Below are 14,496 nucleotides of genomic sequence, written 5' to 3'. Positions count from 1 at the left end.
AGATTCGATACTTTCATCTCTGTATTAATATTTACCTCCTCTTTTTTGATTTTCGATGATTTTGATTTTCGGTAATTATTTTACCCTTCCATTACGAGCGGAATGTAGGTTTTTAGATCTTGACGATCGCTAATCACGTTACTTTTCAGACAACTAGGCGATCTCTATGAATATGTGCAATACTCCATAATTCACCTCCAATTTTTCCTTTTATCTTTTCCCTTTTTTCTTGATTAAGCGCCAGAGATGGAGTGCGATTAGGTAAGTGAGAAATAAGGGGAAGGCAAATAAGCCGATACAGAAACATAGGACGATTTGCCATTTACCGCGCTGGGCAAAACGAATGATTAATATAAGCCTCTTGGCATAAGATTCTGGAATTGGTATTTGAAGTTCTTGTAAGAGTTTATTGGCTTTATTCAAAGCAACAAATCCTTCCTTAAACTTCCAAATATGATGATAAGCCTCACCAAGATTCATAAATGAAATTGCTTCACCCCGCTTGTCGCTGATCGCCTGTTGAATTTCTAAGGATTGCTGGTAAAGGGCGATCGCTTGGCAGTACTGCCCTAAGGAATAGTAAGCACAGCCTAAATTAAGAAAAGAACCTGCTTCACCCTTTTTGTCACTGATTGCCTGTTGAATTTCTAAGGATTGCTGGTAAAAGGAGATTGCTTTTTGATACTGTCCTAGCAAATTGTAAGCATTGCCTAAATTACCAAGAGAACTTGCTTCACCTTTCTTATCACCGATTCCCTGTATGATTTCTAAGGATTGCTGGTAAAAGGAGATTGCTTTTTGGTACTGTTTCAAAGAATTGTAAACATTTCCCAACCCGACGAGAGAACTTGCTTCCCCCTTCTTGTAACCGATCGCCTGTGCGATTTTTAAGGATTGCTGGTAAAAGGAGATCGTTTGTTGGTACTGTACCAGAGAATAGTAAGCATTGCCCAAACCATTGAGAGAACTAGCTTCACCATTCTTGTCACCAAGTGCCCGTTGAATTTCTAGGGATTGCTGGAGAAAGGAGATCGATTTTTGATACTGCCCTAGAGAATAGTAAGCACCGCCCAAACCATTGAGAGAACTAGCTTCACCATTCTTGTCACCAAGTGCCTGTGCGATTTTTAAGGATTGCTGGAGAAAGGAGATCGATTGTTGGTACTGCCCTAGTAAATAGTAAGCACCACCTAGAGAGATTAAAGAATTGGTATATTGCCACTGTTGTGTTTGCTCTTGTTGCCACCTACTGACTAAGCGCGTGTAAAGTTCGACTCGTTTTGCAGAATATCCACACAAGGTTAGAAAGTTATCAACTTTGTTTGTGTCACTGCAAAGCACATGAAAAGCACTTTCATATTCACCCAACTCACAATAGTGATGAAAAATTTGGAGATAGGGATCGGCATCTTCGAGCATGTCGTAACTCGGATCGAGTGTTGGTTTGCGATTTTTCCAATAATAGGAAATTGCTTTACGATGGAATTTTGTTAAACTTTCGGCTTGTCGCTGCACTAATTCTTGAATTTGTGGTTGAAAGCGATAGCAACCAGATTCCGCCAACACAAAACCCCGTTTCTTCAACAACAGCAAATCCCGATCCGTCACCTCCTCATCCGCGATCATCGCCGCCGCCATCGTGCGGTCAAAAGGCTTTGCAAACACACTCTCCGCCATTAACAGATTTTGCAATCTTGGTTCTAGGCGGTTAAAGCAGACTCGAAACAATTGCTCGGTTGTCACTATCTCCTGCTGCCAACGCCCCGTATGCTCTCCCTCAACTGCAAACAAATCTTCAGGCAAAAAGCGAACGTGGGGTTCATCTTTATATTCACTGAGGAGCAAGGCTCTAATAAACATCAACGACAAGGGAATACCACCTACTCTTTGCGACACCTCTGCCAATTCTGTATCTGTTCCTAATAGATTCTGATCACGCAAAAATGCCCGTCCCTCAAAATCCTTTAATCCATGCACATCAAAGCAACGTATCCCTAAATTTGCTAAATCCGATAAGTTTGGCTCTTCACGAGTCGTAATTAAAACTTTGCTTCCTCCTCCTCGTTTTGCCCAATGTTCCAAAAAATCTTGCCATAATACACTCTCCAAATTGCCATCGCCATCGAGCAAACTTTCGAGATTGTCCAACACCACCAAATAGCCCTTACCCTGCAACACCGCCGCTAACTCATAGCCCAAATCCACTTCAGGCAAATTATTCACCTGTTCCAGAGATTTCTGCCCCAACTGCGCGATCGCCCTAGTCGCAAACTCCCGAAAGTCCCGCGATCGCTGACTCAAATCCGCCCAAAAACGATCGCCTTTCCACTCAGCAAACAACTTTGCCGCTAAAGTCGATTTGCCATAACCACCCAACCCAACAATGCAAGCGATCGCCTTTTTCGGATCGGCAAGCGCAATATTGAGATCAGCGATCGCCTCTTTGCGTCCCTGCATATGCTCAAAGGAAGGCTTCCAATCATCTAGCAACACATTGCGATCGGCATGATTGACAACATTAAGCGTATCAACATTTTCGATATTGTATTGATCACGCCCATAGTTGTCATATTGACGAGACATGACTACGACCCACCAATTTTTGGATTGCCTTGGATAGTTTCAATGTTGATCTGATCGCGACCATAGTTGTTGTATTCCCGACTTGAATTGTTCTGGTTTTGGATATTGATAATTTGTTGGGCAATCTGCCTTACTTCCGTAGCAAAAGCCTCATCCTCATCCAACTCAAGGTCTAGATATTTGGTAACTTTGTCCAGTGCTGTGGAATCACCCTCTTTTTCGACTTCAGCTAAGGCTTTTTCGGCACGTTCATTCCCTTGAAATTTCGCCTTGATTTTGTCGCGCAGATTTTTCACTAAGTCGATAGCACCACCAACTGTTTTCTTCGCGATTTCCCCCGCACCAGATTTAACAAATTCGTTAAACGCAAGTTCGACAAGCTTAGCCGCCGCGATCGCCGTTGTCGTTGTTACTGGCTCCATATTCACACCTCACGATTTAACCTGATTTTCTCATGATTATGGCTAAGCAGTAATACCAATTCACATAAGTGTCGTCACACTTTTATGAACTGGTGTAAGTCGATCTTAAATTTATGCAAGTCTAAGGATAAATTCCCTGCGATATTAAAGACTGCCTGAGCATTAAACGCTTTGGCTCGTTTAGCTTCAATAGAAATATGGTGGTTCTTCCAATATCGGTTAAGCCGATAATATAACTTCCCTCAATTTTAAAGTGATCACTCCATTGGTACGCTCGTGGATTAAATAGAGTTGTAATCTCTTTGGTTATAGGATCAATGCTGGTTAAGTCAGATCCTTTATATCGATTGCAAGGCAGACAAGACAGCACTAAATTGTCTGTGTTTGACGATCCTCCGTGCTTGATCGCAACTGCATGATCTACCTCATGGCTATATATAGAAAAGTCCTGATGGATTAGACAATATTCGCATTTCCCATTTGCTCGATCGCTTACAAACTGTCTGCTAGGTGTGGAAATATAGACAGTCATTCTGGATTGGAGCTACTAGTCTTTGAGGATTTCATAGCAGCGTAAGCTCTCACCTTCATCATTGTCATGAGGGTATCGAGTTGCTCATAAAGATTCAGTTCTGCTACTTCTGACGAAATAAGGTTTAAATCACGATTTTTTTGAAGTAATTCGCGCAACCGTGCTTGCGATCGCTCAGAAACTTTGAAGTTGGCAATCTGTTCTGATGTGGGGCGATTGACTAAAAAATCAATAATCTCTAAATAAGTTGGTAATTCTGTGGGTGAGGGAGTGCCTGATACATCAAGTTTCTCTGTGGACTTTTCGAGGAGTGATGATGTATTGACTAGATTAGCGAAAATTTCTGAGATTTGATTTTTGTATGGGGCTAGCCTTTGGGCTAATTCGTCGGGAATTTCAATGGTTAGCTGAGCCATTTTTTTGTGACATTTTGAACTGCTCTTTTTAAACTATAACAAGAAAAAAAAGGAGCGCGTTACGCGCTCCTTTTTGATTAAGGTGCTAAAGCATTGCCTCTCAGCAAACTACCGAGGGTTTTGAGCGTAATCTTCAACTGAGTGAAAGGATTAGCAGGCACAACGGTTTTGTAGAGATAGCTGTCAAAAGTGAGCTTCTGTACATCCTTATCAGCGCACATTTCTACAAAGGCTTCGCGAGTGGCGTTGGTGGCATAAAACACATTCTGGAGAATGTCGAGAACCTTGTAGGTCAAGCCATACTGCTTATCCCAACGCTTGATGTAAACCTTGAGATCAGCTTCAGTGGGGATGCGTTTACCTGCTTCCGCAAACTCCACGATCGCCTCGGCACACATGCGACCCGACTTAGCGGCAAAGTAAATACCTTCGCCACTGGACTTGGTGACATAGCCCGCCGCATCGCCAACTAGGGCAATCCGACCAACAACACGGCGAGGTCTTGGATGCTCAGGAATTGGGTGGGCTTCGACCTTAATCACTTCGCCGCCTTCGATGCGAGGCAACGCACGGGCGCGAATACCAGCTTGCAATTGCTTGATCAGGCGTTGGTTTTTGTGCATTGTGCCAGTACCAACCGCAACGTGATCGTATTTAGGGAAGACCCATGCGTAGAAATCAGGCGAAACATCGTCGCCCACATACATTTCTGCAAGATCTTTGTAATATTCCATCTTTTCTGGCGAAATCCTAATGCGCTCTTGGAAGGCGATCGCATAGTTATAGTCACCAGCATCCATCGCCTTAGCAACTACGGAGTTAGCGCCATCAGCACCGACGATTAAGTCAATTTCAAGAGTACGCATTACGCCTTCGTTGCCACCTTCAGAGAAATCTGAATAGGTAATTACATAGGGCTTTTTACCGTTTTCGGTAATTTTAATATCAAGGACGCGAGCATTAATCAGCTTAGCTCCAAGGCTAGCAGCGCGATCGCGTAAAAATGCATCTAAAACTTCGCGGCGACACATACCGATATATTCATCGGGATTGTCGAGTTTAATGTCTACTTCCACATTGCTGGGAGAGATCATTTTCATGTTGCGGACGCGGCGATCGATGATTTCGTCGGGCAAATCAAATTCGGAAACCATACATAGAGGAATTGCTCCACCGCAGGGTTTGGCGTTGTCCAGTTTACGCTCAAATATATAGGTCTCAATTCCTGCTTTGGCAAGTGTTTCAGCCGCACAAGAACCCGCAGGCCCGCCGCCTACAACAGCAACTCGTAATGTCAAAATACGCTCCTAAAGCTTTATTTAATCGGGGTTTAACTATTTTGGATGTTAGCATTGCCACCAGAGTGATTGGGGCAAAATTGATGAATATTAACATTTGTATTGTTTTATGTATCGTGAAGGTTTTATTTAGGGACTAAAACCCAAAAGGTAAGTGGCGGCGCGAAGCGCCGCCACTTACCTTTTGGGTTTTAATTTGTGAATGTTGTGTTAGCTTCTAGGGGAGATCTCCAGATAAAGCTACATATGATGAAATATCTCACAGCCTCGATCGCCAACATTTCACGCCGATTGATTACCCGATCTGCCACTTTAATATTTTTGCTTAGTGCAATTAGTGGAGCGGCGATCGCTCAGCCTAGTGAAGCTGCTGAAACTGTCAATTTCCGATTTAATATTTTTGAAGTTTCGGTATCTGTGGATGACTTGGAAGAGTTTTCTAAAACGGGGGAACTGCGCGGCGCACTTGATATGGCTTCGCGATATATTTCTGCAACAGATATGGCAACTTTTCGGCGCATTTTGACAGAGCGAGCCGATGTTCCTATATCTTTACTATCAAGATTTCTCTACACATCTCAAGGAGAAAGAGCGTTAGATATCTTAGGTGAGTTTATTAAAACTGGCCCGATGCTATCGGGTAATCGCGCTATCCGTGCGTCGGCTGTGTTGGCAACAGCCGACAAACAAAACGGTTTAACTTTGCTCAATTTCCTCCGAAAATTCCCCACATCGGATATTTATTTTGATATTCAAGAAGGTTTGCAAACCGTTGGCGAATTGAGCGACCTACTGCAAGATACACAAAAAGTTGTGCAGATGGTCAACGATGAGGCTATTAAACAAGCTGGGCAATCAGGAGCAACACCAACGCCTTCACCAATACAGTTAGCTGATTTGCGAAATCAAGGTGGATTAACATGGGATCGATATAGTCTCAATGCACCAGCCATAGATAATCGGTATGAAATCCCCTTTTATCTGTTTATTCCAAAGCTTGCCACTGCTAAATCTGCGTCCATACCAGCGATCGTTATCTATCCAGGACTGATCTCTAATCGCGAACCATTACTCTATCTTGCTGAACACTTAGCATCCTATGGATTTGCGGTGGTGCTGACCGTCTCCCCTAATAGCAGCGAGGAGCAGTTAGATAAATTAATTATTGGGGCTGCTAGCGAGATTGCGCCACCACAGAGCTTTATTGAGCGACCCAATGACATTACGGCGGTGCTGAATTATCTAGAAAAGTCACCACAGACAGGTAATCCTAATAGCGCCAATATCAACTGGCAAAATGTGGGCATGATTGGACATTCCTTTGGTGGTTATGCAGCTTTGGCGTTAGTCAGTGATGCTCAAATCCAGTTTGCGGATTTGACAGAAGCCTGTCAAGGTAAATATAAGTGGAATGCCTCACTGTTATTGCAATGCGTAGCTCTCGGATTGCCAAACCAAACCTATAAATTGGGTGATGCGCGTATTAAATCAGCGATCGCGGTTAATCCAGTAACAAGTCATGTTTTGGGTAAGCCTGCATTGAGCAAAATCACTGCGCCGATCGCGATCGTTGGCAGTTCTGATGATACCTTTGCGCCTGCGGTCGCTGAGCAGATTGTGCCATTTACATGGTTGACCTCACCCAATCGCTACTTGGTATTGCTAAATAGGGCGGGACATACGGCGGTGACGGCTATTACCTCTAGCGATCGCCTTAGTCCTGAAATCAGCAGTGTTCTGTCAGGTTCCAGTGCGATCGCCTCGCAAGAGTATCTCAAGTTGCTAAGTGTGGCTTTTTTCAAAACCCATCTGCTGCAAGAAGCTGGTTATGCTGAATACCTGACTACCGCCTATTTTGCAAATATTTCCACGCCATTGGCTCAGGTGAGTCTGTTGCGATCGCTAAGTATGGAACAAATTGATGCAGCGATCGCAAATTAAGCAATTTTTCAACCATGCGTTGCACGGTTGAAAAATTGCTTAACGCTTCTTAACAAGCAAACCTTATTTCTAGATATAACTACCCATAAACTAGACACTAGTCGTAAAATAGGCAGTCAGATAGGTATTTAAACTGCAATTTATCCCCACCTTTATTCAGTATTTAAGAAACAGAGAATATGGTAGCTACCCCTTCTAAACCCGATGTAAGCCAGTCAAACCAACAAAAGGTTAACGGGACTGGCCGACGCGAATCGATCCTGACCCCACGCTTCTACACTACTGACTTTGAAGCGATGGCAAATATGGATATCTTCGATCTAACGCCAGATTATGAAGCTATTCTCGAAGAATTTAAATTTGACTATAACCGTCGTCACTTTGTCCGTACTGCTGACTTTAACCAAGATTGGAATCATATCGATCCCAAGGTGAGAGAGCATTTCCGTGTGTTCCTTGAAGGATCTTGCACTTCTGAGTTTTCAGGATTTTTGCTGTACAAGGAAATTGCTGTCAAAATTAAGGACAAGAATCCTTTGATGGCTGAAATTTTTAGCTTGATGAGCCGTGATGAAGCCCGTCACGCTGGTTTCTTGAATAAGGCGATGCCCGACTTTGATCTGCAACTTGATCTTTCGACCCTATCCAAAACCAAGAAATACGTTTACTTCGCACCGAAGTTTATTTTTTACGCCACTTATCTCTCGGAAAAGATCGGCTACTGGCGCTACATCAAGATTCACCAACATTTCCTTACTCATCCTGAATATCGCATCTACCCGATTTTCAATTTCTTTGAAAATTGGTGCCAAGATGAGAGCCGCCACGGTGATTTCTGTAGCTTGCTTCTCCGCAGTGAGCAAAATAATATCAAGGGTATCAGAGCTAATCTCTGGAGTAAGTTCTTCTTGCTATCAGTATTTGCCACCATGTATCTAAATGATATTTGTGTTCGCAATGAGTTCTACGAATCTATCGGCATGGATACTAGAAAGTATGTCGATGAAGTTCTTCGCGAAACCAATCGTGATGCTGCAAAAGCTTTCCCTGTAATTATGGATTTAGAAAATCCTAAATTCTGGGCTTGCCTGAAGAAGTGCGAAGAGAACAATGCCAAGCTGGTAAAGATTGACGAATCTAATGCTCCTGAATGGATGAAAAAGATTCAGAAGCTTCCTTACCTTGCGAATAATGGTTTGCAGTTCCTGACCATGTATTTACAACCTTCTATTCCTGCTCCTAAGGGTGTAGTTCTCTAATTCTCAAAAGAGGAAGAGCGATCGCTCTTCCTCTTTTTCGACACAGCTAGCAATAAACCCCATAAAGACTTTTGAAAGCGTCACGATGCTTTCAAAAGTCTTTATGCACTACTCATATATCCAACAAAATTTAGAGGTACGTCGCTTAGCGACGCACCTCTAAATTTTGATAATGGGTGACCTGGGATTCGAACCCAGGGCCAGCGGATTAAGAGTCCGATGCGCTACCACTGCGCCAGTCACCCTAAATTTGCTCGTTTGCTCAAAGAGCGATTTCTATACTAGCAAATGTTTGCACAAATACATCACAAAAGTCGAAATTAAAACAGGCGATCGCTATAAAAATAACAGGAGGTGCTTCGTACCTCCTGTTTTTGGGGAGTATTTACAGTTGCGACATATTGCTTAATCCCCTTGTATTCGCTGTTCTAAGCCTTATAATGACCTTAAATTCCCTACCATCACCTAGAAAAACAAATAGATAAAATGTGCTAAACACCATACTTAGAGGGCATTACAAAATTATTAGTCACCTTGGTGGTGGTGGCTTCGGGCAGACATATCTGGCTGAAGATATTGATTTGCCAACGCATCCTACCTGTGTGGTGAAGCAGCTTAAGCCTTTATCCCATGAGCCTTTTGTGTTGGAAACTGCTAAGCGTCTCTTCGATCAAGAAGCCGAGATGCTTTATTCTCTAGGCTCACATGATCGCATTCCACGTTTACTTGCCCACTTTCAGGAAGGTGAGGAATTTTATCTAGTCCAAGAATTTGCTGATGGCACGGATCTCACTCAGGAGATTGGTAATGGCAAGCGATCGCCTGAAGCGGTGGCGATCGCCTTGCTCAAAGAGGTTTTAGAAATACTGGTATATGTGCATGAGCGCAATGTTGTCCATCGCGATATCAAACCAGCCAACTTAATTCGTCGTACTAGCGATCGCAAAATTGTCTTGATCGATTTTGGAGCAGTTAAAGAAATTGGTGGTTTGGCAGTTGATCCCCAAGGAAATACCAATCTGACGATCGCGATCGGTTCCCCAGGATATATGCCCATCGAGCAACTTAATGGTAAGCCGCGCTTTAGTAGTGATATTTATGCGGTTGGGATGATGACAATCCAAGCAATTACGGGCGCAGAGCCACGCCTATTTAATGAACATCCTGAAACTGCGGAACTGGTTTGGCGCGATCGCTTACAGGGTAATTACTCACCGCAATTTCTAGATATTCTCGACAAAATGGTGCGTTACGATTTCCGCCAGCGCTATCAGACAGCTTCAGAAGTGTTAGCGGCGATCGCCTCTCTGCCCAATGTTACTGAGCATGATTTGCCCACCGTCGTTAGCGTCAGCAATGTGACTAACAACGCAGCAACTATCATCACGTCGTCACAGGTTGCGACACAAGCAGCAGGTTCTCAAGGGGATTCTTCTTATCGAAACCCTCACACTGTCGCCTTCCAAGAGTCATCGTCGCGCAAATCATTTCCTATTTGGGTTTTGGTCACTGGAGGATTTGCTTTGCTGCTGGTAGTAATCATGGCAATCATCAGCAAAACTGCCAAGAATGTACCTGAAGTTGTTAATAATCCCGTAGCTCCCAACTTACCGAGTCCAACGGCGAGTCCAACGGCAACTCCTCCAAAAGTTACGCCTTCACCGACCACAGCCCCAACGCCCTTATCCGTTGAAGAACTTCTTGCCCAAGCGTTGATCCTCAATCGCAATAACAAACCTCAGGAAGCTTTAGCAAAAGTAGAAGAAGCCATCAAGTTAGAACCCACTAATGCCGATGCTTGGGGAGCAAAGGGATTATTACTAAGAAGTATGGGACGTGAGAATGAGGCGATCGCATCTTTTTCTAAAGCGCTGGAACTCAGACCTGATGAGCGATTAATCCCACCCTCGAAACGCGAACTTCCTTCAAAAAAAGGTGGTAAGAAAAAGGATGATGATTGATATGGATAGAACTGATGCTATGAGATGTAGGGGCATTTTAGGAACACAAACACGTTCTTTGGCAGACTGGAAAATCTCTATATATTAATTGCTATAGCTATAGCCATCTGTATCAGGACAAATCAAAACCCAAATAGTGTGAGGCGGCGCTTCGCGCCGCCTCACACTATTTGGGTTTTATGTCCTAACAAGAATGGTGACAGCTATATATAGCAAAGCAAGTTTTGCTTAGGACATAAAACCCAAGAATCGAGTGGCGGCGCTTCGCGCCGCCACTCGATTCTTGGGTTAGCTAATACCAATTCCTGAAAGTGTGGCTACACTTTTGGGAATTAAAAACCAATCCCAATAAGGGTTTCAAAATCACAAAATGGCTACGCCATTTTGTGATTTGGGATAACTCTTTTTTTGCTATAGCTGTCCTAAATCCTTTGTAGATTTTTGGGTTTGTGGAAGAGCGCTCCTTCGAAGCGCTCTTCCACAAACCCTTTAGGATTGCTATATGATTGGAAAGACTTTACAAACAGTGATCATGAGTGATTTGCCGATTATCCAACGTCCCGATGGTAGAGCTTGGGATCAACTGCGCCCAGTGCACTTGCAGCAGCCATTTACCAAAGCACCTGCGGGTTCAGTGTTGGCAAAATTTGGCGATACCCAATTGATCTGTACAGTTTCCATCGAAGAAGGTGTACCGAAATTCCTGACTGGGAGTAATCAAGGTTGGCTAACAGCCGAATATCGGATGATGCCTGCATCTACAATTCCGCGTCAACAACGGGAATTTATGAAACTATCAGGACGTACTCAAGAAATCCAAAGATTAATTGGGCGTAGTTTGAGAGCTGCGTTAGATATGACCGCGATCGCCAATTACACTTTTACTGTTGATATTGACGTGCTACAAGCCGATGGTGGTACACGCACGGGTGGAATTACAGGGGGATTTGTGGCTCTCAAAGCAGCCTGCGATCGCTTACTCTCTGAAGGCAAAATTACGCGATCGCCAATTCGTAATGCTGTTGCGGCTGTGTCTGTAGGTTTACTGGATGGTGTCCCAATTTTGGACTTAAATTACAAAGAAGATGTCGCTGTAAGTGTTGATCTCAATGTGGTTATGGACAGCAGTGGCAAGCTGATCGAGGTGCAAGGCACTGGCGAATCGGATACATTCTCGCGATCGCAACTTAATCAAATGCTCGATGTTGCGGAAAAAGGAATTGGAGAACTGCTCCAAAGTCAACTATAAAAAGAGCGGCGCGATGTGCCGCTCTTTTTATAGTTGCTTGAGATAACTCAACAAATCTGCCATATCTTGAGGACTTGGTTGAAACTGTGGCATGGGTGGAGTTTCACCACTGACTACCTGTTGGATTAGACGCGCATCGGACTTGCGATCAGACACACCCTGCAAGCTGGGTCCAACTTTGCCATTAGCCCATTGCCCATGACAAGCCACACAATTCATCACAAAAATTGAGCGTCCCTGTACAGGATCGCCTGAAAGATTTAAAACCGACTGTGTATATTGATCGAGCGGTGGACTGAATATCCAGAAGAATATGGAGAGCGCCATGATCGCAAAAGTAACTGCGATCGCCACGATTGTTTTTAGGGACGAACCTGCCTCAATTTCTTTCAATGCTGGAGCTGATGTCGTATCTGCCACCACATCAGTACCCTTTGTCAAATTTGCCCCTTCGTTAGTCACAGTTTTTAAACCTAGCTATTGGTTAGCCAAAACTTTTACTTAGTTTGTACTTCGTAAAGTATTCATAGCTTAAGTATTAATAACATATCTTAAAGAAAGTATAAGTAATCGAATTGTAATTAGCAATTAAATAAAGCCTAAGTTTGATCATTGCCTGATGCCCCATTCTGAGATACGGTGCGGTGATCAACCTTTGTCCGATAGCAAACTCACGACTTAGCCAAGCAGGCAAAGCGTTAGCGTCTGGTACTTGACGTTCTATAATTCAAAAGCACAATCATAAAAAAGTTTTAAAACATAGGAAAGAGTTGATTATGGGAGGAAATGATCGCTTGCTAAGGGCAGCAAGAGGTGAAGTACTGGATCGTCCACCAGTATGGATGATGCGTCAAGCAGGTAGATACATGAAGGTGTATCGTGATTTGCGTGACAAATATCCAACATTTAGAGAGCGATCGGAAATCCCTGAACTCGCCGCCGAAATTTCTTTGCAACCATTTCGCGCTTTTCAACCTGATGGCGTGATTATGTTCTCCGATATCCTCACTCCACTCACAGGTATCGGCATTAACTTTGACATCATCGAAAGCAGAGGACCAATTATTGAGTCCCCAATTCGCACCCAAGCTCAGGTTGATGCTCTAACAGAGTTTGATCCTGATACTGCTGTTCCCTTCATTCGGAAGATTTTAAGCGCGATCAAAGAAGAAGTTAAGGATCAAGCGACAATTCTTGGATTTGTGGGCGCACCTTGGACATTAGCTGCCTATTCTGTTGAGGGTAAAGGCTCTAAGGATTATTCTACGATTAAGGCGATGGCTTACAAAGAGCCAGCGATCATCCATAGCTTTCTGACTAAAATTGCCGAAATGGTCGGTACTTATGTGATCCACCAGATCGAGTGTGGGACTCAAGTCGTTCAAATGTTCGACTCTTGGGCAGGACATCTTTGCCCAACTGACTATAAAACTTTTGCACTGCCTTACCAAAAGATGGTTGTCGATAAGGTCAAGGCTCAGTATCCTGATACCCCATTGATCCTTTACATTAGTGGTAGTGCGGGTGTCCTAGATCTAATGCCTAAGTCTGGTGTGGATATTGTCAGTGTTGACTGGACAGTTGATATGGCTGACGCACGCGATCGCATTGGTCATCATGTTCCTGTTCAAGGCAACCTCGATCCTTGTGTGCTTTTTGCTGAGCAAAGCTACATTCGCGATCGCATTTTGGAAGTTGTTCAAAAAGCTGGCAACAAGGGTCATATCATGAACCTCGGACATGGCATTTTACCCAACACACCCGAAGATAACGCCAGATTTTTCTTTGAGACAGTTAAAGGGCTTGGCTCTTAAAAAAGTATCTCTAACAAAAAAGCCTCGCTAAGCGAGGCTTTTTTGTTAGAGATACTTTTGCAAAATTACTTTTAAGCGATCGCGGCTAGCATCAGATACCTTACTTAAATCCGTCAAGATCGAAGTCTTCAGAGCATGATGAGCTTCAGATTTAGGCGGATTCACGGCAATTTTTGCCACTGCGTTTTGAATTACAGCTTGAGCATTCAGGGCATTTTTTTGTAAATTTTGGATGATCATTTCTACGGTCACACTCTCATGATCATCATGCCAGCAATCATAATCGGTGACCAAGGCGATCGTAGCATAGGCGATTTCCGCTTCGCGGGCAAGCTTGGCTTCAGTGAGATTGGTCATCCCAATTACCTTTGCGCCCCAACTGCGATAGAGCAGAGACTCAGCTTTAGTCGAAAAGGCTGGCCCCTCCATGCAGAGATAAATTCCGCCTTTATGGACTTTGTTACGTCCTAAATCAACCCCTTCCGCCGATGATGCAACGACTGATAGTAGTGATTTGCAAATTGGCTCGCCGAAAGCAACGTGAGCGACAATCCCCTCACCAAAAAATGTGGAAGTACGGCTAATGGTGCGATCAATAAATTGATCGGGAAGGACTATATCAAGGGGGCGGGCATATTCCTGTAACGAGCCAACGGCTGAAGCCGATATGATATATTCCACGCCCAGACTTTTGAGCGCATAGATATTGGCTCGATAGGGGACTTCCGATGGTAGCAAATGGTGCGATCGCCCATGTCTAGCCAGAAATAACACAGGAGTTCCTGACAATTTGCCATAGATAAATGCATCTGACGTTTTGCCAAAGGGAGTATCAATGTTAATTTCTTGAATATCAGTCAGAGCGGACATTTTGTAGAGTCCACTGCCACCAATAATGCCAATTTGTGCGTTAACTGTCATAGTTTTTAGGAATTATGCAAATTTATCGAGAAGCGTCTAGCAGTGAAGTTACCATAAAGCATAACCAACAAGAAGTCTCGCTGCGCGAGACTTCTTGTTG

General features: G+C 43.7%; 12 protein-coding genes and 1 tRNA gene. 5 read left to right on the top strand and 8 right to left on the bottom strand.

Annotated features, from left to right (window positions below):
- Positions 1-210: 210 nt before the first annotated feature.
- The 5 genes from B9G53_RS06805 to chlP form a co-directional block, all read right to left on the bottom strand.
- Positions 211-2,583 carry a tetratricopeptide repeat protein gene (locus B9G53_RS06805; RefSeq protein WP_094530496.1) on the bottom strand — a complete coding sequence of 791 codons (2,373 nt, stop codon included), beginning with the start codon at positions 2,581-2,583 and terminating at the stop codon, positions 211-213.
- 2 nt (positions 2,584-2,585) lie between these two features.
- On the bottom strand, positions 2,586-3,005 hold the full coding sequence (locus B9G53_RS06800; protein WP_094530493.1) for a hypothetical protein: 420 nt from the start codon (positions 3,003-3,005) through the stop codon (positions 2,586-2,588).
- Between the two features lie 121 nt (positions 3,006-3,126).
- Positions 3,127-3,537: an HNH endonuclease gene (locus B9G53_RS06795; protein ID WP_094530491.1), complete on the bottom strand. Its 411-nt coding sequence runs from the start codon at positions 3,535-3,537 to the stop codon at positions 3,127-3,129.
- The gene (locus B9G53_RS06790) at positions 3,534-3,953 is read right to left on the bottom strand and encodes a hypothetical protein (RefSeq protein WP_094530489.1); all 420 of its coding nucleotides are present in this window, start codon (positions 3,951-3,953) and stop codon (positions 3,534-3,536) included. Before B9G53_RS06790 ends, B9G53_RS06795 begins: the two co-directional genes overlap by 4 nt.
- A 77-nt stretch (positions 3,954-4,030) precedes the next feature.
- Positions 4,031-5,251, bottom strand: coding sequence for a geranylgeranyl reductase (gene chlP / locus B9G53_RS06785; protein WP_094530487.1), 1,221 nt, complete (start codon positions 5,249-5,251; stop codon positions 4,031-4,033).
- 198 nt (positions 5,252-5,449) lie between these two features.
- Between chlP and B9G53_RS06780 the strand changes: the two genes are divergently transcribed.
- Together B9G53_RS06780 and acsF are read left to right on the top strand one after the other, a co-directional pair.
- Positions 5,450-7,192: an alpha/beta hydrolase gene (locus tag B9G53_RS06780; RefSeq protein ID WP_217901524.1), complete on the top strand. Its 1,743-nt coding sequence runs from the start codon at positions 5,450-5,452 to the stop codon at positions 7,190-7,192.
- A gap of 179 nt (positions 7,193-7,371) precedes the next feature.
- On the top strand, positions 7,372-8,451 hold the full coding sequence (gene acsF / locus B9G53_RS06775) for a magnesium-protoporphyrin IX monomethyl ester (oxidative) cyclase (protein ID WP_094530482.1): 1,080 nt from the start codon (positions 7,372-7,374) through the stop codon (positions 8,449-8,451).
- A gap of 173 nt (positions 8,452-8,624) precedes the next feature.
- Here the strand turns inward: acsF and B9G53_RS06770 are convergent.
- Positions 8,625-8,696: transfer RNA gene (locus tag B9G53_RS06770), tRNA-Lys, on the bottom strand.
- Positions 8,697-8,939: 243 nt separating this feature from the next.
- Between B9G53_RS06770 and B9G53_RS06765 the strand changes: the two genes are divergently transcribed.
- A complete protein-coding gene (locus B9G53_RS06765; protein WP_094530480.1) occupies positions 8,940-10,412 on the top strand; it encodes a serine/threonine-protein kinase in 1,473 nt (490 codons plus the stop codon).
- Between the two features lie 502 nt (positions 10,413-10,914).
- Complete coding sequence (gene rph / locus B9G53_RS06760; RefSeq protein WP_303396070.1) at positions 10,915-11,661, top strand: ribonuclease PH; 747 nt, start codon at positions 10,915-10,917, stop codon at positions 11,659-11,661.
- Positions 11,662-11,688: 27 nt separating this feature from the next.
- Here rph and B9G53_RS06755 read toward each other — a convergent pair whose 3' ends face one another.
- Positions 11,689-12,123 (bottom strand): cytochrome c, encoded by a 435-nt coding sequence (locus B9G53_RS06755; protein ID WP_254923579.1) that lies wholly within the window; start codon positions 12,121-12,123, stop codon positions 11,689-11,691.
- Between the two features lie 314 nt (positions 12,124-12,437).
- Between B9G53_RS06755 and hemE the strand changes: the two genes are divergently transcribed.
- Positions 12,438-13,475, top strand: coding sequence for a uroporphyrinogen decarboxylase (gene hemE / locus B9G53_RS06745; protein ID WP_094530474.1), 1,038 nt, complete (start codon positions 12,438-12,440; stop codon positions 13,473-13,475).
- A 45-nt stretch (positions 13,476-13,520) separates the two neighbouring features.
- Here hemE and B9G53_RS06740 read toward each other — a convergent pair whose 3' ends face one another.
- Positions 13,521-14,396: an S-methyl-5'-thioadenosine phosphorylase gene (locus B9G53_RS06740; RefSeq protein ID WP_094530472.1), complete on the bottom strand. Its 876-nt coding sequence runs from the start codon at positions 14,394-14,396 to the stop codon at positions 13,521-13,523.
- Positions 14,397-14,496: the final 100 nt, after the last annotated feature.

The sequence above is a fragment of the Pseudanabaena sp. SR411 genome (genome assembly GCF_002251945.1).
In the GTDB taxonomy this organism is placed as follows: domain Bacteria; phylum Cyanobacteriota; class Cyanobacteriia; order Pseudanabaenales; family Pseudanabaenaceae; genus Pseudanabaena.
The sequence above is the reverse complement of the archived record's forward strand: the minus strand, read 5'-3'. Positions and strand labels throughout refer to the sequence as shown.

Bases quoted from the DNA above. Each gene is read 5' to 3' on its own strand.
- B9G53_RS06805 (WP_094530496.1), bottom strand. From the start codon at position 2,583: ATGTCTCGTCAATATGACAACTATGGGCGTGATCAATACAATATCGAA.
- B9G53_RS06800 (WP_094530493.1), bottom strand. From the start codon at position 3,005: ATGGAGCCAGTAACAACGACAACGGCGATCGCGGCGGCTAAGCTTGTC.
- B9G53_RS06795 (WP_094530491.1), bottom strand. From the start codon at position 3,537: ATGACTGTCTATATTTCCACACCTAGCAGACAGTTTGTAAGCGATCGA.
- B9G53_RS06790 (WP_094530489.1), bottom strand. From the start codon at position 3,953: ATGGCTCAGCTAACCATTGAAATTCCCGACGAATTAGCCCAAAGGCTA.
- acsF (WP_094530482.1), top strand. From the start codon at position 7,372: ATGGTAGCTACCCCTTCTAAACCCGATGTAAGCCAGTCAAACCAACAA.
- rph (WP_303396070.1), top strand. From the start codon at position 10,915: ATGATTGGAAAGACTTTACAAACAGTGATCATGAGTGATTTGCCGATT.
- hemE (WP_094530474.1), top strand. From the start codon at position 12,438: ATGGGAGGAAATGATCGCTTGCTAAGGGCAGCAAGAGGTGAAGTACTG.
- B9G53_RS06740 (WP_094530472.1), bottom strand. From the start codon at position 14,396: ATGACAGTTAACGCACAAATTGGCATTATTGGTGGCAGTGGACTCTAC.